Origin of the sequence: Massilia sp. ST3 (assembly GCF_018119405.1) — a bacterium.
Classification (GTDB): domain Bacteria; phylum Pseudomonadota; class Gammaproteobacteria; order Burkholderiales; family Burkholderiaceae_D; genus Telluria.
Genome location: NZ_JAGPWC010000017.1, coordinates 1 through 19,443 on the forward strand (window position 1 = coordinate 1; position 19,443 = coordinate 19,443).

Consider the following 19,443-nt stretch of genomic DNA (forward strand, 5'->3'; position numbering starts at 1 on the left):
ACGGCGCCGCCGGCCGCGCCCACGTCGAGCGCCGCTACAGCATGCAGGCCATGCTGGCCACCTATGTCGGCCTGTACGACAGCCTGTGCAACACCAAGATGAAACCCGAAAAAGCGATCACACCATGTGCGGAATAGTTGGAATTTTTGACATGCAGGGCGGCGCGCGCGCGATCGACCGCGAGCTCCTGCACCGGATGAACGAGAGCCAGTTCCACCGCGGTCCGGTGGAAGGCGACCTGCACCTGGAACCTGGCCTGGGCTTCGGCCACCGCCGCCTGTCCATCATCGCCCTGGAAGCGGGGCTGCAGCCGCTGTTCAACGAGGACGAGAGCATCGCCCTGGTGTTCAACGGCGAGATCTACAACTTCCGCGAACTGCGCACCGAGCTGCAAGGCCTGGGCCACGCGTTCCGCACGCCGTCCGACAGCGAGACCATCGTCCACGCCTACGAGCAGTGGGGCGAGGACTGCGTGAACCACCTGCGCGGCATGTTCGCCTTCGCGATCTGGGACCGTCCGCGCCAAACCCTGTTCATGGCGCGCGACCGCCTCGGCATCAAGCCGATGCATTACGCCGCCCTGCCGGACGGCACCTTCGCCTTCGGCTCCGAGCTCAAGTCGCTGCTGACTCTCCCGAGCTTCCGGCGCGAGATCGACCCGCTGGCGGTCGAGGACTATTTCGCCTACGGCTACGTGCCGGAGCCGCGCACCATCTTCAGCGGCGCGCGCAAGCTGCTGCCGGGCCATACCCTGACCGTACGCGCCGGCCAGCCCTTGCCGGCCTCGAAGCAGTACTGGGACGTGCCTTTCGTGCCGCACGTGGGCATGACCGACCGCGACATCGAGGGCGAGCTGGTGGTGCGCCTGCGCGAAGCGGTCGAGAGCCACCTGATCGCCGACGTGCCGCTGGGCGCCTTCCTGTCGGGCGGCGTCGATTCGAGCGCGGTGGTGGCCATGATGGCCGGGATCAACCAGGAGCCGGTGAACACCTGCTCGATCGCCTTCGACGACCCGGCCTTCGACGAGTCCGAGTACGCGCGCCAGGTGGCCGAGCAATACAAGACCAACCACCAGTGCGAGACCGTCGGCACCGACGACTACGGCCTGCTCGACACCCTGGCCGCCCTGTACGACGAGCCGTATGCCGACAGCTCGGCGATCCCGACCTACCGCGTCTGCCAGCTGGCGCGTAAACGCGTCACCGTGGCCCTGTCGGGCGATGGCGGCGACGAGAACTTCGCCGGCTACCGCCGCCACCGCATGGCGATGGGCGAGGAGCGGGTGCGCTCGCTGCTGCCGCTGACGGTGCGCAAACCCGTGTTCGGCCTGCTCGGCAAGGCCTATCCGAAGGCCGACTGGGCGCCGCGCATGTTCCGCGCCAAGACCACCTTCGAGGCGCTGGCGCGCGACCTGACCGAGGGCTACTTCCACGGCGTCTCGGTGAACAACGACCGCGTGCGCAAGCAGCTATTCTCTGCCTCGTTCCAGCAGCGCCTGCAGGGCTACCGCGCGGTCGAGGTGATGCGCGGCTATGCCGAGCAGGCGCCGACCGACGATCCGCTGTCCCTGATCCAGTACCTGGACATGAAGACCTACCTGCCCGGCGACATCCTGACCAAGGTCGACCGCGCCAGCATGGCGCACGCGCTCGAAGTGCGGGTGCCGCTGCTGGACCACCAGTTCGTGGAATGGGTCTCGGGCCTGCCCTCGACCTCCAAGCTGCGCAACGGCGAAGGCAAGCACATCTTCAAGAAGGCGCTCGAGCCCTACCTGTCGCAGGACATCCTGTACCGCAAGAAGCAGGGCTTCTCGATCCCGCTGGCGGCCTGGCTGCGCGGTCCGCTGCGGGAGGCGATGCGGCGCGCGGTGCTGAACCCGGCCCTGCTCGACACCGGCATCTTCAATCCCGCCTACCTGAAGCAGATCGTCGACGAGCACCAGGCCGGCACCAAGGACCACGCCGTCACCCTGTGGTCGGTGCTGATGTTCGACGCCTTCCTGCGCAAGAACGGCGCCAGCGCCGCGTAACGAATAATAGAGAGAAACAACGGAGTCATCAGAATCATGCGCGTCCTTCACATCCTCGACCACTCGATTCCGCTGCACAGCGGCTATACCTTCCGTACCCGCTCGATCCTGCGCGAACAGCGCGCGCTCGGCTGGGAGACCTTCCACGTCACCGGCTCGAAGCAGCATTCCGGCGACATGCTGGAAGAAACCGTCGACGGCCTGCACTTCTACCGCACGCCGGAATCGAAGAGTGCCCTGTCCAGGCTGCCGGTGCTGAACCAGAAGGAAGTCATCGACGGCCTCACCAAACGCCTGGCCGAGATCATCCCGCAGATCAAGCCCGACGTGCTGCACGCGCACTCGCCCAGCCTGAACGCGGTCGCCGCCCTGCGCGCCGGCAAGAAGTTCGGCATCCCGGTGGTCTACGAAGTGCGCGCTTTCTGGGAAGACGCCGCGGTCGACCACGGCACCAGCACCGAGAATGGCCTGCGCTACCGCGCCACCCGCGCCCTGGAAACCTATGCGCTCAAGCGCGCCGACGCCGTCACCACCATCTGCGAGGGCCTGCGCAAGGACATCGTCGCGCGCGGCATCCCGGCCGAGAAGGTCACGGTGATCCCGAACGCGGTCGACATCGACAAGTTCTCGGTGGGCGGCAGCGCCGACCAGGATTTGAAGGCCAAGCTGGGCCTGCAGGGCTCGCGCCTGATCGGCTTCATCGGCTCCTTCTATGCCTACGAAGGCCTGGACATCCTGCTGCGCGCGGTGCCCGACCTGAGCCGCCGCCTGCCCGACCTGCGCGTGCTGCTGGTCGGCGGCGGTCCCCAGGACGCCCAGCTGCGCCAGATGGCCAAGGACCTCGGCATCGCCGACAAGGTCGTGTTCACCGGCCGCGTGCCGCACGACCAGGTGCAGAAGTACTACGACCTGCTCGACGTGCTGGTCTATCCGCGCCTGTCGATGCGCCTCACCGACCTGGTCACCCCGCTCAAGCCGCTCGAGGCCATGGCCCAGGGCCGCATCCTGGCCGCCTCCGACGTCGGCGGCCACCTCGAGCTGATCGCCGACGGCAAGACCGGCGTGCTGTTCAAGGCCGACGATCCGGCCTCGCTGGCGGCCAAGGTGGGCACCCTGCTGGAACAGCAGGAACAGTGGCCGGCGCTGCGCGCGGCCGGCCGCCAGTACGTGGAAGTCGAACGCAACTGGTCGGTCAGCGTCTCGCGCTACAAGCAGATCTACGGCCGCCTGACCGCCGCGCACGCGGCATGATGTGGCGCGCATAAGGGGACGACGATGGAATCCGCTCTGTGGGTGATCAATCTGGTGTTCCTCGCCTTCCTGTGCTTCTGGGCCGTGCGCGAAGACAAGGAACAGGACAAGAACGAACGCGGGAGAAAATGAAGCATGCGTGACCTGTTCCTGCTCGCCCTGCTGCCGGTGCTGCTGTACGCGATGTCCAAGCGGCCCTTCGTCGCGGTCGGCATGTGGCTGTGGACCTCGCTGTTCTATCCGAATGCCTGGGTCTACGGCATGGCCTCCGGCGTGCGCTACAACTTGCTGTTCGCCGGCCTGGCCATCCTGGGATACCTGGCCTGGAAGCCCAAGCCGAAGGTCCATTTCGGCGTGCTCGGGGGGCTGGTGATCATCTTCTTCGTGTGGACCACGATCAGTTCGATCTTCACGGTCGGCCTGCCGGTGGTGGTATGGGACATCTGGGGCCGCCTGGCCAAGATCGTGCTGCTGTTCGTGTTCGTGGTGCTGGTGCTCGAGAAGAAACTCCATGTCGACTTCATGCTGTGGTGCGTGGTGCTGTCGGTCGGTTTCTACGCCAACGTCGAAGGGCTGAAGTTCATCGCCAGCGGCGGCCACCACAAGATCGCCGGCATGTGGGGCCACGTCCTCAGCGACCGCAACGAACTGGCGATCTCCTTCGTCATGACCCTGCCGATCTGCTACTACCTGCTGCACGAATACGGGTCGCGCTGGCGGCTTGCCCGCCTCGGCCTGCTCGGCACCATCGCCCTGCTGGTGATCGCCGTGATCGGCACCCAGTCGCGCGGCGGCTTCATCGCGCTGACCGTGCTGGGCGGCTACATGTTCGTCAAGAGCGAGCGCAAGATCGTGATGGGCCTGATGATCGCCGCGCTGGTGATCGTCGTGGCCCACCTGGCCTCGAACGAATGGGTGGCGCGCATCAACACGATCGAGGCGGCCGACGAGGACAGCTCCTTCATGGGCCGCGTCGTGGCCTGGAAAATGAGCTTCATGATGGCGGTCAACCACCCGATCTTCGGTGGCGGCTTCAAGTCGATGGAGTACGTGCCCAACTGGATCGCGCTGGCGAACAACTTCTCGTCCTATTCCTGGTTCTATACCGGCGAGGCGCTGCCCAACCCGACCCACCCGCGCGCCGCCCACAGCCTCTACTTCCAGGTGCTGGGCGAACACGGCTTCGTCGGCCTGGGGCTGTACGTCTCGATGCTGGCGGTCGGCTTCTTCAAGGCGGCCCGGATCGGCAAGCGCGCCCGCGCGCTGGGCGCGGCGCCCTGGCTGCCGCTGCTGGCGACCATGCTACAGTTGAGCATCTTCGCGTTCGCGCTGGGTGCGGCGGCGCTGAGCTTCGCCTACTTCGACCTGATCTTCGCCTTGTTCGGCCTGGTCCTGGTGGTCGAGCAACGCCTGCTGCCGCAAGCCGTCTCACGGATTGGAAGCCATGAACCTGCCGTGCCCGCATCCAGCCGTGCCGCGACATCCTTTGTCTGACGTCCTTCCTGTGAACCCCCGGACAGGCAAGCCCTCCATCCAATGACGACGATCCCCACTCACTCGCTACCGGTTCAATGCATGCTGCAGACGGCCGGCAACCTGCTGGCGCGCAGCCGCGCCGCCGGCAGGATATGCGTTATCAACTACCACCGGGTGCTCCAGACTCCGCATCCGCTGCTGCCCTCGGAACCGGACGTCGCCACCTTCCGCTGGCAGATGGAACTGCTGGCGCGCTGCTTCAACGTGCTGCCCCTGCGCCAGGCGCTGGCCCTGATGGATGCGGGCACCCTGCCGCCGCGTTCGGTCTGCATCACCTTCGACGACGGCTACAGCGCGGTGCACGAGCTGGCGCTGCCCGTCCTGCAGCGCTTCAACCTGCCCGCCACCGTGTTCGTGACCAGCGGCCACCTGGGGCAGAACACGATGTGGAACGACCGCATCATCGAAGCCGTCCAGTCGCTGCGCTCGGAACGCCTGGACCTGCGCAGCCTGGGCCTGGCCAATTATTCGCTGCGCAACACCGACGAGCGCCTGGCCACGATCGGCGTCCTGACCGAGCATTCGAAGTACCTGCCGCCGTCCAAGCGCCACGCGCTGATCCGCCAGCTCGAGGAGATGGCCGGCGAAAACCTGGTGCCGGGCCAGATGCTGACGCCGGACATGGTGCGCGCCCTCGACCGCAACGGCATCGAGATCGGCGCGCATACCGTGACCCATCCCATCCTGACCAGCATGGATGACGAGAGCGCCCAGTCGGAAATCACGTCCAGCAAGGAGCAGCTGGAGGAGCTGCTCGACAAGCCGGTCCAGCTGTTCGCCTACCCGAACGGCAAGGTCGGCAAGGACTACGATGCGCGCCACGTCGAGATGGTGCGCCGCGCGGGATTCGCCGCCGCGTTCACCACGGCGGTCGGCGCCATCACGAAGGACCAGGACCGCTTCCAGCTGCCGCGCAGCCGGCCCTGGGACCGCACTCCCTTCATGTTCGGCCTGAGGCTGCTGAGCTGGATGGCGCAAGGCCCGCCGCGCTGACACCGCGCGCACCATCCAGCCCTGCCGCGCCAGCGCAGCGCTGCCCTTGAATTTGAAAGAAACAACGATGAAACGAGTATTAATGATCGCGTTCCACTTCCCGCCGCAGGCGGCGAGCAGTGGGATCCAGCGGACCCTGAATTTTTCCAAGCACCTCGGCAAGCACGGCTGGGAACCGATCGTGATTTCCGCCCACCCCCGGGCCTACGATGCGCAGAATCCATCCCAGCTCGCCAGCATCCCGCCGGAACTCCAGGTCCGCCGCGTGTTCGCGCTCGACGCCAAGCACCACCTCGGCGTCAAGGGCCGCTACTCGGAACTGCTGGCCCTGCCCGACCGCTGGGGAACCTGGTGGCTGGGCGCCGTGCCGGCCGCCCTGTCGCTGGTGCGCAAGCACCGTCCCCAGGTGATCTGGTCGACCTTCCCGATCGCCACCGCGCACCTGATCGGCCTCACCCTGCATCGCCTGACCGGCCTGCCGTGGATCGCCGATTTCCGCGACCCCATGCTGCAGCCGGCCTACCCGGCCTCCGGCCTGCAGCGCCGGATCTGGGGCTGGATCGAGCGCCAGACCATCCAGCGCTGCCACACCGCCGTGTTCACCACGCACAGCGCCATGCAGGTCTACCGCGCGCGCTTCCCGGAAGTGGCGGCCGACAAGTTCGCCGTCATCGAGAACGGCTACGACGAGGAAAGCTTCGGCCAGGCCAAACCCGACACGGCGCAGCCGTCCGGCCGCCTGACCTTGGTCCACAGCGGCGTGCTGTACCAGACCGGACGCGATCCGTCGCGCTTCCTGCAGGCGATCGCCGATCTCAAGCAGCAAGGCAAGGTCGATGCCGGCGCCCTGCGCGTCATCCTGCGCGCACCGGGCGACATGGACCGGATGGAAGCGCTGGTGCGCGAGTCCGGGGTCGAGGACATCGTCGAGGTCGCGGCCTCGGTTCCCTACCGCGAAGCGCTCCAGGAAATGCTCAACGCCGACGGCCTGCTGATCTTCCAGGGCACCCAGTTCAACAACCAGATTCCCGCGAAGGTCTATGAGTACTTCCGCGCGCGCAAGCCGATCCTGGCCCTGGTCGATCCGGCCGGCGAAACCGCGCAGGTCCTGCGCGCCGCCGGCTTCGCCAGCCTGGCGGCCATGGACGACCGCGCCCAGATCGCCGCGGTGCTGGACGGGTTCGTCGGCCAGGTGCGCAGCGGCCAGGCCCATGTCGCCAGCGAGGCGCTGATCGCGTCCTCCTCGCGCGTCGGCCGCACCCGCGAGCTGGCCAGCGTGTTCGAACGCACCAGCGCCAAGCCCAGCGGCGTGCTGGTCTCCGATGTCGAGATCAACAAGCCATGAACCAGGACCTGCGTTCGAAAACCGTCAAGGCCATCGGCCACCTCGGCCTCGGGGGCGCCCTCGGCAAGGTGATCTCGCTCGCCTCGACCCTGGTGATGGCGCGCCTGCTGAGCCCCGCCGACTATGGCCTGATGTCGATGGCGATGGTGCTGGTCGGCTTCATCGGCTTCTTCAACGAAGTCGGCATCGGCGCCGCCATCGTCCAGAAGACCGACCTGACCGAGACCGAAGTCAACGGCTGCTTCAGCTTTTCCATCCTGGCCAGCCTGGTGCTGTTCGCGCTCACCGCGCTCCTGAGCGGCCCGGCCGCGGACTTCTTCAACAATCCGGCGCTGCAGCCGATGATCGCGGTGCTGGCCTCGAACTTCGTGTTCGGCGCCATCGGCACGGTGCCGCTGGCCTTCCTGCGCAAGGAAATGCACTTCAAGGCGGTCGCCGGGATCAACATCTCCGGCCTGTTCCTGCAAAGCGCGCTGGCGCTGGTGCTGGCCTGGAACGGCTTCGGCGCCTGGTCGCTGGTGTGGGCCTTCGTCGCCTCGTCGCTGTTCCAGTCGGTCGGCGCCTTCTACCTGTCCAGCTGGCGTCCCAGCTCGCTGCGCGGCCTGCGCGCCGCGCTCGGCTTGGTGCGCTACGGCCTGCAGGTGACCATGACGCGCATCTTCTGGTACCTGTACAACAATGCCGACAAGGTCGTCATCGGCAAGGTGCTCGGCAACCGGCCGCTGGGTATCTACGACATGGCGCTGTCGCTGGCGACCCTGCCCACCAGCCAGATCACCTCGCTGGCCACGAACGTGTCCTCGCCGCTGTTCTCGCGCCTGCAGAACGACCGGCCCCAGCTCCAGGCCTTCATCCTGCACTTCACGCGCGGCATCGCCTACGTCACCTATCCCGCCGTGATCGGCATGCTGATGTGCGCGAACGAGCTGATCGCCGTCCTGCTGGGCAAGGAGTGGATGCCGATGCTGGTGCCCTTCGGCGCCCTGTGCCTGATGGGCCTGGTGCGCTCGGTCGATCCGCTGCTGTCGCAGGTCTTGATCTCGACCGGCCGCGCCAAGCAGCTGAGCGGCTACACGCTCACCTGCGGCATCGTCATGACCGCCGCGATCATCGCCGGCGCCCTGCTCGACGGCCTGCACGGCGTCTCGGTGGCCTGGGTCGTGGTCTATCCGCTGCTGTCGGTCCGCCTGCTGTACCTGGTGTCGGCCGCCACCGGCCTGTCGATGCGCGCCTATTACGAGTGCCTGCTGCCGGTGGCCACCGCCACCGCCGCCATGGCCGCCGCCGTGTTCGCGGTGCGCATGGCGCTGCTCGCGCTCGGCCTGCCGGCGATGCCGCTCCTGGTCGCCGAAATCCTGACCGGCGCCGTGGTCTATGTCGGCTGGATCATCCAGTTCGACCGCCGCGGCCTCGGCGAAATCCGCCAGGTCATGCTGGATCTCGGCATTTCCAAGCAGCGCCTCGAACGCTGGCCGTTCAACCGCGCAGTCCATCCGTAACCGAAGTGAAGCCGAAGTAAACAATGAATAACCAGAAAAGCAATTCCTTGCCGGCGGTCGTCGCCGGCGGCGGCCTGAATGCGCTCGGCGTGGTGCGCAGCCTGGGCACCGCGGGCATCCCGGTCATCGTGGTCGATACCGATCCCAAGTCCCCCGCCATGCGCTCGCGTTATGGCCGCAAGCTGCTCTGCGCTTCGCTCGAAGGCAAGAGCTTCGTCGATTTCATGCTCGACATGGCGCGGCGCTATCCGGAACCACTGGTCCTGTTCGCGACCGAAGAAAAGACCGTCGAGACGGTGTCGGCCTACCGCGAACAGCTGGCGCCCGCCTTCCGCCTGCGCCAGCCCGGCCACGAGCGCCTGATGGCGCTGATGCACAAGCAGGGCTTCCAGGAACTGGCCGAGTCGGTCGGCGCGCCCGTGCCGCGCACGGTCAGGCTGGAAAGCAAGGCCGACCTGGCGCGCATCGGCGGCCTGAAATACCCCTGCGTGCTCAAGCCCTCGAAGAAGGACTACGGCTATGGCGCGCGCTTCAAGAAGGCCTACAAGGTGAGCTCGCCGGAAGAAGCGGCCGCGCTGTACGAGGAGATCTTCCCGGTGCTGGCCGACATGGTGGTGCAGGAGTGGATCGAGGGCAGCGACGGCGACGTGTACTTCTGCCTCCAGTACGTGGGCAAGGACGGCGAGGTGGTCAGCTCCTTCAGCGGCCGCAAGATCCGCTCCTGGCCGCCCCGCATCGGCGGCACCGCCAGCTGCACGGCGGCCTGGGAAGTGGCGGACGAGCTGGCGGAAACCACCGCCGCCTTCTTCCGGCAGGTCGGCTTCGTCGGCATGGGCAGCATGGAATACAAGCGCGACGCGCGCGACGGCCGCTTCTACATGGTCGAGCCGACCGTGGCGCGCACCGACTTCCAGGAAGAAGTGGCGTCGCTCAATGGCGTGAACATCCCGGCCGCGGCCTACCGCTACGAAATGGGCCTGCCGGCCCTGCCGGTGCAGCCGGTCGCCACGCCGCAGATCTGGCGCGAGCCGATCACCGACCGCTGGTCCTTCCAGGAAAACGGCGGCCAGCTCGACGCCCGTTCGCAGGGCCACGCGGTGCGCGACGCCTACTGGCGCTGGAACGACCCGCAACCCTGGATCGACATGGTGGCGCGCCGCCTCGGCGCCAAACTCGGACGCTCTGCATGAAACGGTTCCGCCTGCGCTACGCCGACTGGTCCTGGCGCGAGTACGCGGCCGCCACGGCCTGCGCCGTGCGCGGACGCGTCGCGGCGGGACCGCAGGCGCAAGCGCTGGCGCGGCGCCTGAACGACTACTATGCGCCGTCCACGGCCTATGCGCTCAACTTCGGACATACGGCCCTGCGCATCGCGCTGGACGTGTTCCAGGCGCGCCGGCCGGACCGCAAGACCGTGATCGTCCCCGGCTACATCTGTCCCAGCGTGGTCGATACCGTGCGCGCCGCCGGGCTGGTGCCGAAAGCCGCCGAGGTCGGCCGCGACCTGAATATCGACACCGGCGCCGTGCGCGCCGCCATCGGTCCCGACACCCTGGCCGTGGTGGCGCCGCACATGTTCGGCTGCCCGGCCGCGGTGGACGAGCTCGAACAGCTGTGCCGCGAAGCCGGCGTCTACCTGGTCGACGACGCCGCCCAGGTCGTAGGAGAACGGCGCAACGGGCGCCTGCTCGGCACCTTCGGCGACGCCGGGATCGTCAGCTTCGCGCAGTCGAAGGCGGTGGTGACCGGCATCCGCGGCTCGGGCGGCGTCCTGCTGGTCAACAACCCGGAGCTGGACCCGGCGGCCAGGGCGGTCTGCGCGGCCCTGCCGCCCGCCGCGGGACGGCTCGGCGCCCTGCTGGACTTCGTGTGGAACTACCAGTGGAAGGCGCTGACCGGGAACAGCGGCTATTACCTGTCGCGCCTGCGCGGGCTGTTCGGCCGCGCGCGCCGCGCGGCGCCGTCGATGGCCGCCATCGGCAACCTCGATGCGGCGATCGCGCTGGAACAATTCGCGCGGCTCGACACGATGCGGCGTGAGAAAGTGCGCGTGGCCGAGGCCTACCAGCACGCCCTGGCGGCCGTGCCGGGCGTCAGCCTGCCCCAGTACGCGCCCGGCCGCTACCTGTCGCGCATCATGGTCGCGCTGCCGCCCCACGCCGACCTGGCGCGCCTGCGCACCGAGCTGGCCAAGGCCGGGGTGGACACGCGCCTGGGCTACCTGAACGCGGTCGTCCCCGGCGAGCCGGACAGCCCGCAGGTCGCCGCCGCCAGGAAGCTGGTCGGCCTGCCTTTCTCTTCAGCACTAACGAACGATGCCATAAATAAAATTTGCAGTATATTAACGAAATGCTTGCCAGCACAGGCACTGCCCGTCTACCAGAACGCGAACAGCAATGAACCACATCAAACAGCTCATCAAAGATAAAATCGGCTCCACCGTTTCCAAGCCGCGCGATATCGAAACCCACCTGAAAAGCGCAGCCGACTGGCTGCTGGTGGCGCAAAAAGCCACGCCGGACGACGGCGTGGCGCACAGCTACGACATCAAGACCAAGTCCTGGAACGCCTCGTATCCGGAAACCACCGGCTACGTGATCCCGACGCTCTACGATTACGCGCGCCTGTACGACGCGCCGCAGTACGCCGAAGCGGCGCGCCGCATGACCATCTGGGAAAGCGACATCCAGCTCGAGGATGGCGGCGTGCGCGCCGGCACCATGTCGGCCGAGGTCGTGGCGCCGACCATCTTCAACACCGGCCAGGTCCTGTTCGGCTGGGCCAAGGCCTATCTCGAGACCAAGGAAGAACGCTTCCACACCTCGCTGGTGCGCGCCTCGGACTGGCTGGTCGACGCCATGGACGAGGATGGCGCATGGCGCCGCTTCGCCTCGCCTTTCACCACCTCGAAGCTGAACAGCTACAACACGCGCTCGGCCTTCGGCCTGGTGCGCGCCTACGAAGCGACCGGCATCGAGCGCTATCTGGCGGCGGCGGTGAAGAACGCCGACTGGGCGGTGAGCCGTGCGGAAGCCAACGGCTGGCTGCCGGACAACTGCCTGCTGCAGCTGCCGAACAACAGCGCGCTGACCCACACCATCGCGTATTCGATCCGCGGCCTGCTCGAGATCGGCGCCGCCTCGGGCCGCGCCGACCTGGTCGAACACGCGCTGAAAATGTCGCGCCACGTGGCCAAGCACCAGCGCGAGGACGGCGCCCTGCCGGCCCGCTACATCCCGGACTGGACCACGGTGACGGACTGGACCTGCGTCACGGGCAATTCGCAGATGGCGATCAACTGGCTGCGCCTGGTGCAGATCACGGGCGACCGCGAGCTCAAGCACCACGCGGTGCGCGCCAACCGCTTCAACATGAGCATCCAGGATCTCGAGACCGGCGACCTCAACGTGCGCGGCGCGCTCAAGGGATCGCATCCGATCAATGGCGGCTACATGACCTACCGCTACCCGAACTGGGCCACCAAGTTCTTCATGGACGCCCTGATGCTGGAACAGCATCTCGAGACCGCCAAAAACATTGGGTGACAGGCGTCGGCTGACCTGAAGAAGGACTAGACCAGGACCTCGATGGCGTCCGGGTGGCTGAGGAAGCCGCCCGGGCTGGCCGACAGGCCGTAGGCGCCGGACTGGAACACGACCACCAGGTCGCCCACCTCGGCGCGCGGCAAGTCCATGCGCTCGGCCAGCAGGTCGAGCGGGGTGCACAGCGGGCCCACCACCGACACCGCTTCGCGGTCTCCTTCGACCCGGTTGCCGATCGCGACCGGGTAGTTCTTGCGAATCACCTGGCCGAAATTGCCGGATGCCGCCAGGTGGTGGTGCAGGCCTCCATCCGTCACCAGGAACACCTGGCCGCGCGAGACCTTGCGGTCGACGACCCGCGCCACGTACACCCCCGCCTCGCCCACCAGGTAGCGCCCCAGCTCGATCGACACGCGCGCCTGCGGCAGGGCTTCCTTCACGCGCGGCAGCAGCGCCGCCAGGTTGGCGCCGATCGGCGCCAGGTCGAGTCGCGCCTCGCCAGGGAAGTAGGGAATACCGAAACCGCCGCCGATGTTCAGCATGCGCACCGGGCTTGGGCTGGCCGCGGCCAGCGCGATCGCCAGCTCCACGGTGCGGGCCTGGGTCTCGGCGATCGCCTCCGCCTTCAGGCTCTGCGAGCCGCTGAAAATATGGAAGCCCAGCACGTCCAGGCCGAGTTCCCCGGCCAGCGCCAGCAGGCGCGGCGCGTCCTCTGCGTCGATGCCGAACTGCTTGGCGCCGCCGCCCATGCGCATGCCCGAGCCCTTCAGCTCGAAGTCCGGGTTGATGCGCAGGACCAGCAGCGGCTCGATCCGCAGTTCTTCCTTGATGCGCGCCAGGGCGCGGATCTCGCGTTCGGATTCGGCATGCACGCACACGCCCGCGGCCACCGCCTGGGCCAGCTCGGCATCGCCCTTGCCAGGGCCGGCGAAGCTGATATCGGCCGGGCGCATGCCGGCGTCCAGCGCCACCTTCATTTCACCGCCCGAGGCCACGTCCAGGCCGTCGACCAGGCCGGCCAGGTGCTGCACCAGGGCCGGCATCGGGTTGGCCTTGATCGAGTAGTGCAGCTCGACTTGCGCAGGCAGCGCGGCGCGCAGCTGGCGCACGCGCTCGGCCACCAGGGCGCGGTCGTAGGCATAGAAGGGCGTGCGGCCGACCCGCTGCGCCAGGCGCGGCAAGGGCATGCCGCCGACCTGCAGGCAGTTGTCGACGACGGGGAACAGGATCTGGTCGGCGTGGACGGGCTTGCTGCTCATGGGGTGGCGCTTTCAAACAGGGAGGAATAGGACTGGCGCAGCAGATTGCGGTCGAACTTGCCGTTCGGGTTGCGCGGGAAGGCTTCGCTGCGCAGGTCGATGTGGGCCGGGACCATGTAGGCCGGAAGGCGGCGCTGGCATTCCTTCAGCAGCAGGGCCGGCGTCGCTTCGGGATCGCGCGCCACGGCCAGCAGCACGATCGCCTGGCCGAGGGTGGGATGGGGCACGCCGAAGGCCGCCGCTTCGCGCACCAGGCCGGAGGCATGGGCCGCCTCTTCGACCTCGCTCGGGCTGATGCGGTAGCCCGAGACCTTGATCATGTCGTCGCTGCGGCCGATGAAGTACAGGAAGCCTTCCTCGTCCATGCGCACCGTGTCGCCCGACCACACCGCCATCTCGGTCAGCGGCAGGGCCGGGTCCTGGCCGGGCGCCGGGCGGAAGCGCTCGGCGGTCTTGGCCGGGTCGTTCCAGTAGCCGAGCGAGACCAGGGCGCCGCGGTGCACCAGCTCGCCCGGCTCGCCCGGCGCGCAGGGCGTGCCGTCGGGACGCACCACCATCACCTGGGCGTTCGGGATCGCGCGGCCCATCGAATCGGGACGGCGGTCGAGCTCCGCGGGCGGCAGGTAGGTCGAGCGGAAGGCCTCGGTCAGCCCGTACATCAGGAACAGCTGCGCCGCGGGCAGCGCGGCGCGCAGGGCCGCCACGGCCGGCACCGGCATGGCGCCGCCGGAATTGGTCAGGTAGCGCAGGCTGCAGTCGCGCGGCCAGTCGAGCGCGGCGAGCTGGATCCACAGCGGCGGCACCGCCGCCAGGCCGGTGATGCGCTCCTCGAGCACCGCCTTCAGGATGTCCTTCGGGAACAGGTGGTTGATCAGGACCGCGGTGGCCCCGGTGAGGAAGGCGGTGGTCAGCTGGCTCAGGCCGTAGTCGAAGCTGAGCGGCAGCACCGCCAGGATGCGGTCTTGCGGCGTGTTCTCCAGGTAGCCGGCGACGCTGCGCGCGCCCGCCACCATGTTCCGGTGCGACAGCACCACGCCCTTGGGCTTGCCGGTGCTGCCCGAGGTGTAGAGGATGGCCGCCATGTCGGCGTCGATGGCGCGGCGCGCGGCCAGCACGCCGGCGCCGGGGGCCTGGCGCGCCGCCTCCCACAGCGCCAGGGCCGGGCCGGCCGGGCGCTGTTCCGGCAGCTTGTCGCCGGTGACGAACACGGTGCGCAGGTCCGGACAGGCTTCGAGCGCATCTGCCAGCTGGGCCAGGCGCTCCGCGGAGGTCAGCAGCACGCGCACATTGCAGTCGGCCAGGATGTAGGCCACCTGCTCGGCCTTGAGCAGCGGGTTGACCGGCACGAACACGGCGCCGATGGCGGCCGCGCCGAACATCGCGGCCACGTTCTCGATGCGCTTCTCGAGGTAGACCGCGACCCGTTCGCCCCGCTGCACGCCGGCCGCCAGCAGCGCGCCGCCGGCCTCCTCGACCTCGAGGGCCAGGGCCGCATAGTCGAGGCGGCGCGCGCCGTACACCAGCGCGCTGGCGCCCGGTGTGCGGCGTGCGGAGTCGAAAATGAAGTCGTGGATCAGCTCTAGCATGGGGTTCTCTCGAGGGCGCCGGCCGGCCTGCCGCGCAGGGCGCAATCTTATCAGTTTGCGCGCGCACCGAGTTTGGAAGCCCTCCCCTAAAACGAGGATTCGTGGCAAAAATTGCACGCCACGGGATATACTCGTTCCATGCCGTCCGCCCTCCTTCCCATGCGCCCCCGGGTTCCCATCGCACCGATCCTCTCGGCTTCCTCCTTCCGCCGCGGCGGCGCCAGGGCGGACGATGCGCGTCTGCCCTCGGTGCTCGACGCCGGCAGCGCGCGCTTCGTCACCAGCGGCCGGGTGGCGATCGCGCTGGCGCTGCGCGAGATGGCGGCCGGTCCCGGCGACACGGTGCTGGTGCCGGCCTGGCACAGTCCGTCGATGATCCCGCCGGTGCTGTGGCGCGGCGCCACGCCCGTGTTCTACCGCCTTGGCCCGGATGGCGCGGCCGACCTGGACGACATCGCCGCCAAGGCGGCGGGCGCGAAGGTCCTGATGGTCACCCATTATTTCGGCTTCCACCAGGACCTGCCCGCGCTGCGCGCCCTGTGCGACCGCCTCGGCCTGGGATTGCTGGAGGACTGCGCCCATGCCTTCATCGGCGAGCACGCGGGACGTCCCCTCGGCGCCTGGGGCGACTATGCGATCGCCAGCAGCATGAAGTTCTTCCCGATCTACGAAGGCGGCGTGCTGGTATCGCGCCGCCACGACCTGCGTTCGGTGCGCCTGCGCTCGGCCGGTCCGGCCTTCGAGGCCAAGATCGCCCTCAATTCGCTCGAGCGCGGCTTCGACTATGGCCGCCTGCCGGCGCTGCGCGCCGCCCTGTGGCTGCCGATGGCCCTGAAGGATGCCCTCTGGCGACTGCGCGCCCGCCCCGGCGGCGCGCCGGCGCCGGCCCTGGCGCCATCGTCCTCGGACAGCAGCTTCGATTTCGATCCGCGCTGGGTCGACAAGCGCTCTTCGCTGTTCGCGCGCGCCATGCTGCGCTTGGCCTCGCCCGGGCGCATCGCGGCGCAGCGACGCACCAACTGGCTGCGCCTGGACGCGGCGCTGCGCGGCCTGCCCGGCGTGCGCCCGATGTTCGACAGCCTGCCGGACGGGGTCTGCCCCTGGGTCTATCCGCTGCTGGCCGACGACGCGCCGCAACTGGCCGCGCGCCTGAGCGCCGCCGGGGTGCCGGTGGTCGGCTTCGGTCGTCCGCTGTGGCAGGGCGTGGACGCGAGCGTCTGCCCGAACGCGGCGCGCCTGTCGGCCAGCGTGCTGTCCCTGCCCTGCCACCAGGAGCTGAGCGCGCAGGAACTGGACTGGATGATCGCCACCGTGAGCGGGGCGCTGCGCGCATGAAGTGGCACCTCGTCCCCGCGCGCTGTTTTCTCGAGCAGGCCGAACACGCCGCGCGCTGGCAGGCCTTGCATGCGCAAGGCCCGGCTTCCTGCCTGCTGGCGGCCGACTTCGTCGCGCCCCTGGTCGCGCAGTTCGCCGGCGGCGCCGAGCTGCTGGCCTGGTGCGACCGCGGCGGCGAAACGGTCGCGATGGCGATCGTCGCGCCAGCCGGGCGCGGTTCCTGGGCCACCTTCCAGCCGGCCCAGGCGCCGCTCGGCCTGTGGCTGCAGCGCCCGGGCGAACACCCCGAACGGCTGCTGGGCGGCCTGCTGCGCGCCCTGCCCGGCTTTCCGCTGGTGTTCGGCCTGACCCAGGTGGACCCGATGCTGATGCCGCGTCCCCAGGACGGCGCCGGCCTGCGCACCCTCGACTACATCGATACCGCGCGCGTGACCCTGGCCGGCGGTTTCGCCGCCTACTGGAACGGACGCGGCAAGAACCTGCGCGCCAACCTGAAGAAGCAGCGCGCGCGCCTGGAGCGCGAAGGCGTGGCCACGCGCCTGGACGTCCTGCGCCGGCCCGCCGACATGGCGCAGGCGGTCGAGGATTACGGCCGCCTGGAGAGCTCGGGCTGGAAAGGCAAGGAAGGCACCGCCGTCCATGCCGGCAACGCCCAGGGCCGCTACTACCGCGCGATGCTGGAAAACCTGGCCGCCCGCAACGCCGCCAGCGTCTACCGGTATCATGTGGGCGAGCGGCTGGCCGCGATGGACTTGTGCGTCGAGGACGGCGACAGCATCGTGGTGCTCAAGACCAGCTACGACGAAAGCATCCCGTCCAGCCTGTCGCCCACCTTGCTGATGCGCGAGGAAGCCGTGCAGCGCCTGTTCGACGAAGGACGCTTCCAGCGCCTGGAATTCTACGGCCGCGTGATGGAATGGCACCTGCGCTGGACGGACGAGGTGCGCACTATGTACCATATTAACTATTACCGTTGGCCAGGATTGCGGCGACTGCATGCGATGCTGGAAGCGCGCGGCAAGCGCGCCGAAAGCGGCCCGGCGACGCAATGAAGGAAGCAAGCATGAATTCCGAGCAAACCCTCGACCAAGTACGAACCCTCCTGACCGATGTGCTGAACCTCGGTCCCGCCGGCGCGGCGCTGGACGCCGGGTCCCCGCTGCTGGGCAGCCTGCCCGAGCTGGATTCGATGGCGGTGGTCACCCTCATCGGCGCGCTGGAAGAGCATTTCGGCATCGCCATCGACGACGACGACATCAGCGCCAGCACCTTCGCCACCCTCGGCAGCCTGGCCGCCTTCGTCGAGCAAAAAGCCGCCTAGATGACAGCGCCGCGGGCCGAGCCGTTTTTCCTGAAGACGTCCGGCGGGCCTGGCGGGCCGCGTTTCTGCCTGTTCCATCCTCCCACCGGGCCGGCGCGCGCCGCCCTGCTCTACCTGCATCCCTTCGCCGAAGAAATGAACAAGTCGCGCCGCATGGCCGCGCTGGCGGCGCGCCGGCTGGCGGCTCAGGGCGTGGGCGTACTCCAGCTCGACCTGCACGGCTGCGGCGACAGCGGCGGCGAATTCGGCGATGCGCGCTGGGACGGCTGGAAGGACGACGTGCGGGCCGGCCTCGACTGGCTGCGCGCGCGCCTGGGCGTCGAACCGGGGTTGTGGGGATTGCGCCTGGGCGCCCTGCTGGCGCTCGACTACGCCGCCGGGGCCGTGGCGCCGCCGGCGCGCCTGCTGCTGTGGCAGCCTACGCTCGGCGGCGCGGCTTGCCTGACCCAGTTCCTGCGCCTGCGCCTGGCCGGCGAGCTGCTGCAGGACGGTCCCGCCGACGGCGCCGACAGCGCCGGCAAGGGCAAGGGTGGCAGCGAAGCCTTGCGTGCGCGCCTGCGCGCCGGCGAGACCCTGGAAATCGCCGGCTACGAACTGCACCCGGCGCTGGCGCTGGCGCTCGACGGCGTCGATGCCGGCAAGCTGCCCGCGCCGCGCTGCCCGGTCGACTGGTTCGAAGTGGTGGCCGAAAGCGGCCGCGCCGCGCCGCCGGCCGCCGCACGCGTGGCCGGCATGTGGCGCGACCAGGGTGCGGACTTGCGCCAGCAGGCCGTCGCCGGCCCGCAATTCTGGACCGCCCAGGAAATCGAGGAAGCGCCCCTGCTGCTCGACGCCACCGCCGCCCTCTACCTGGAGAGCACCCATGCGCTATGAGGAACGCGCGATCGGCTTCGACTGCGGCGGCGACGCCCTGTTCGGCATCCTGAGCCTGCCCGCGGCGCCATCGGTATCCCGGCGCGGCGTGCTGGTCGTGGTCGGCGGGCCCCAGGTACGCACGGGCAGCCACCGCCAGTTCACCTTGCTGGCGCGGGCGCTGGCCGCCGCCGGCACCCCGGTGCTGCGCTTCGACTACCGCGGCATGGGCGACAGCGAAGGCGCCATGCGCGGCTTCGACAGCGTGGACGAGGACGTGCGCGCCGCCATCGACCGCTTCCAGCAGGAAGTGCCCGGCCTGGAGGAAATCGTGCTGTGGGGCCTGTGCGACGGCGCCGCCGCCGGCGCCCTGTACGCGCCGCGCGACGCGCGGGTCCGTGGCCTGGTGCTGCTCAACCCCTGGGTGCGCACCGATGAAGGCGCGGCGCGCGCCACCCTCAAGCATTACTACCGCGGCCGCCTGCTCGACGCGGGATTGTGGAAAAAGATCGCCAGCGGCCGCTTCGACCTGCTGGGCGCCGCCCGCTCCTTCGTCGGCGTGGCGCGCTCGGCCCTGCGTCCTCCCCAGGAGGCCGCGCAGTGCGGCGCGGCCCTGCCCGAGCGCCTGCATGCGTCGCTGTCGCGCTTCCCCGGCAAGGTGCTGGTGCTGCTGAGCGGGGCCGACCTGACGGCCCAGGAATTCTCGGTGGTGGCCGAGGCGCCGCACTGGCGCACCCTGCTGGCGACGCCGCGCTTCGCGCGCCGCACCCTGCCCAAGGCCGACCACACCTGCTCGCGCCGCGAATGGCATGAGCAGATGACGGCCTGGACGGCCGAGTGGCTGGCGGCCTGGTAGGGGTTGGGGGGGGGCCCCCCCCCCCCGGGGGGGGCCCCG

The 19,443-nt window shown here is 69.0% G+C and carries 16 protein-coding genes; 14 read left to right on the forward strand and 2 right to left on the reverse strand.

Annotation, left to right across the window (positions count from 1 at the left end; translation table 11 throughout):
* The first annotated feature begins 124 nt into the window (after positions 1-124).
* The 9 genes from KBW98_RS07790 to KBW98_RS07830 all read left to right on the forward strand — a co-directional run bounded on the left by KBW98_RS07790 (position 125) and on the right by KBW98_RS07830 (position 12,198).
* On the forward strand, positions 125-2,029 hold the full coding sequence (locus tag KBW98_RS07790) for an XrtA/PEP-CTERM system amidotransferase (protein ID WP_211519560.1): 1,905 nt from the start codon (positions 125-127) through the stop codon (positions 2,027-2,029).
* 36 nt (positions 2,030-2,065) lie between these two features.
* Entirely contained in the window at positions 2,066-3,280 is a 1,215-nt protein-coding gene (locus KBW98_RS07795) for a TIGR04063 family PEP-CTERM/XrtA system glycosyltransferase (protein WP_211519561.1), read from the forward strand.
* 135 nt (positions 3,281-3,415) lie between these two features.
* Complete coding sequence (locus tag KBW98_RS07800) at positions 3,416-4,774, forward strand: putative O-glycosylation ligase, exosortase A system-associated (protein ID WP_211519562.1); 1,359 nt, start codon at positions 3,416-3,418, stop codon at positions 4,772-4,774.
* An 81-nt stretch (positions 4,775-4,855) separates the two neighbouring features.
* Positions 4,856-5,809, forward strand: coding sequence for a polysaccharide deacetylase family protein (locus KBW98_RS07805; RefSeq protein WP_211519563.1), 954 nt, complete (start codon positions 4,856-4,858; stop codon positions 5,807-5,809).
* Between the two features lie 82 nt (positions 5,810-5,891).
* On the forward strand, positions 5,892-7,154 hold the full coding sequence (locus tag KBW98_RS07810) for a glycosyltransferase (RefSeq protein WP_229429051.1): 1,263 nt from the start codon (positions 5,892-5,894) through the stop codon (positions 7,152-7,154).
* The gene (locus KBW98_RS07815) at positions 7,151-8,653 is read left to right on the forward strand and encodes a lipopolysaccharide biosynthesis protein (RefSeq protein WP_211519565.1); all 1,503 of its coding nucleotides are present in this window, start codon (positions 7,151-7,153) and stop codon (positions 8,651-8,653) included. The genes KBW98_RS07810 and KBW98_RS07815 overlap by 4 nt, the downstream gene beginning before the upstream one ends.
* A 23-nt stretch (positions 8,654-8,676) precedes the next feature.
* Positions 8,677-9,843, forward strand: coding sequence for a carboxylate--amine ligase (locus KBW98_RS07820; RefSeq protein ID WP_211519566.1), 1,167 nt, complete (start codon positions 8,677-8,679; stop codon positions 9,841-9,843).
* Positions 9,840-11,081 (forward strand): DegT/DnrJ/EryC1/StrS family aminotransferase, encoded by a 1,242-nt coding sequence (locus tag KBW98_RS07825; protein ID WP_211519567.1) that lies wholly within the window; start codon positions 9,840-9,842, stop codon positions 11,079-11,081. Before KBW98_RS07820 ends, KBW98_RS07825 begins: the two co-directional genes overlap by 4 nt.
* Positions 11,050-12,198, forward strand: coding sequence for a hypothetical protein (locus KBW98_RS07830; RefSeq protein WP_211519568.1), 1,149 nt, complete (start codon positions 11,050-11,052; stop codon positions 12,196-12,198). The genes KBW98_RS07825 and KBW98_RS07830 overlap by 32 nt, the downstream gene beginning before the upstream one ends.
* A 26-nt stretch (positions 12,199-12,224) precedes the next feature.
* Here KBW98_RS07830 and KBW98_RS07835 read toward each other — a convergent pair whose 3' ends face one another.
* Together KBW98_RS07835 and KBW98_RS07840 are read right to left on the reverse strand one after the other, a co-directional pair.
* A complete protein-coding gene (locus KBW98_RS07835; RefSeq protein ID WP_211519569.1) occupies positions 12,225-13,454 on the reverse strand; it encodes a pyridoxal-dependent decarboxylase, exosortase A system-associated in 1,230 nt (409 codons plus the stop codon).
* Positions 13,451-15,040 (reverse strand): acyl-CoA ligase (AMP-forming), exosortase A system-associated, encoded by a 1,590-nt coding sequence (locus tag KBW98_RS07840; RefSeq protein ID WP_211519570.1) that lies wholly within the window; start codon positions 15,038-15,040, stop codon positions 13,451-13,453. The genes KBW98_RS07835 and KBW98_RS07840 overlap by 4 nt, the downstream gene beginning before the upstream one ends.
* 138 nt (positions 15,041-15,178) lie before the next feature.
* On the opposite strand from KBW98_RS07840, the gene KBW98_RS07845 reads away from it, so the two are divergent.
* From KBW98_RS07845 to KBW98_RS07865, 5 genes are read left to right on the forward strand one after another with little or no spacing between them, the layout of a single operon-like run.
* A complete protein-coding gene (locus KBW98_RS07845) occupies positions 15,179-16,375 on the forward strand; it encodes a DegT/DnrJ/EryC1/StrS family aminotransferase (protein ID WP_211519571.1) in 1,197 nt (398 codons plus the stop codon).
* Positions 16,372-17,427 (forward strand): GNAT family N-acetyltransferase, encoded by a 1,056-nt coding sequence (locus KBW98_RS07850; RefSeq protein ID WP_211519572.1) that lies wholly within the window; start codon positions 16,372-16,374, stop codon positions 17,425-17,427. The genes KBW98_RS07845 and KBW98_RS07850 overlap by 4 nt, the downstream gene beginning before the upstream one ends.
* Positions 17,428-17,438: 11 nt before the next feature.
* Complete coding sequence (locus KBW98_RS07855) at positions 17,439-17,696, forward strand: acyl carrier protein (protein ID WP_211519573.1); 258 nt, start codon at positions 17,439-17,441, stop codon at positions 17,694-17,696.
* Complete coding sequence (locus KBW98_RS07860; RefSeq protein ID WP_211519574.1) at positions 17,697-18,569, forward strand: hydrolase 2, exosortase A system-associated; 873 nt, start codon at positions 17,697-17,699, stop codon at positions 18,567-18,569.
* A complete protein-coding gene (locus KBW98_RS07865) occupies positions 18,559-19,404 on the forward strand; it encodes a hydrolase 1, exosortase A system-associated (RefSeq protein WP_211519575.1) in 846 nt (281 codons plus the stop codon). Before KBW98_RS07860 ends, KBW98_RS07865 begins: the two co-directional genes overlap by 11 nt.
* Positions 19,405-19,443: the final 39 nt, after the last annotated feature.

Bases quoted from the DNA above. Each gene is read 5' to 3' on its own strand.
- KBW98_RS07800 (WP_211519562.1), top strand. From the start codon at position 3,416: ATGCGTGACCTGTTCCTGCTCGCCCTGCTGCCGGTGCTGCTGTACGCG.
- KBW98_RS07855 (WP_211519573.1), top strand. From the start codon at position 17,439: ATGAATTCCGAGCAAACCCTCGACCAAGTACGAACCCTCCTGACCGAT.
- KBW98_RS07825 (WP_211519567.1), top strand. From the start codon at position 9,840: ATGAAACGGTTCCGCCTGCGCTACGCCGACTGGTCCTGGCGCGAGTAC.
- KBW98_RS07860 (WP_211519574.1), top strand. From the start codon at position 17,697: ATGACAGCGCCGCGGGCCGAGCCGTTTTTCCTGAAGACGTCCGGCGGG.
- KBW98_RS07815 (WP_211519565.1), top strand. From the start codon at position 7,151: ATGAACCAGGACCTGCGTTCGAAAACCGTCAAGGCCATCGGCCACCTC.
- KBW98_RS07840 (WP_211519570.1), bottom strand. From the start codon at position 15,040: ATGCTAGAGCTGATCCACGACTTCATTTTCGACTCCGCACGCCGCACA.
- KBW98_RS07810 (WP_229429051.1), top strand. From the start codon at position 5,892: ATGATCGCGTTCCACTTCCCGCCGCAGGCGGCGAGCAGTGGGATCCAG.
- KBW98_RS07820 (WP_211519566.1), top strand. From the start codon at position 8,677: ATGAATAACCAGAAAAGCAATTCCTTGCCGGCGGTCGTCGCCGGCGGC.
- KBW98_RS07830 (WP_211519568.1), top strand. From the start codon at position 11,050: ATGAACCACATCAAACAGCTCATCAAAGATAAAATCGGCTCCACCGTT.
- KBW98_RS07835 (WP_211519569.1), bottom strand. From the start codon at position 13,454: ATGAGCAGCAAGCCCGTCCACGCCGACCAGATCCTGTTCCCCGTCGTC.
- KBW98_RS07790 (WP_211519560.1), top strand. From the start codon at position 125: ATGTGCGGAATAGTTGGAATTTTTGACATGCAGGGCGGCGCGCGCGCG.
- KBW98_RS07865 (WP_211519575.1), top strand. From the start codon at position 18,559: ATGCGCTATGAGGAACGCGCGATCGGCTTCGACTGCGGCGGCGACGCC.
- KBW98_RS07805 (WP_211519563.1), top strand. From the start codon at position 4,856: ATGCTGCAGACGGCCGGCAACCTGCTGGCGCGCAGCCGCGCCGCCGGC.
- KBW98_RS07850 (WP_211519572.1), top strand. From the start codon at position 16,372: ATGAAGTGGCACCTCGTCCCCGCGCGCTGTTTTCTCGAGCAGGCCGAA.
- KBW98_RS07845 (WP_211519571.1), top strand. From the start codon at position 15,179: ATGCCGTCCGCCCTCCTTCCCATGCGCCCCCGGGTTCCCATCGCACCG.
- KBW98_RS07795 (WP_211519561.1), top strand. From the start codon at position 2,066: ATGCGCGTCCTTCACATCCTCGACCACTCGATTCCGCTGCACAGCGGC.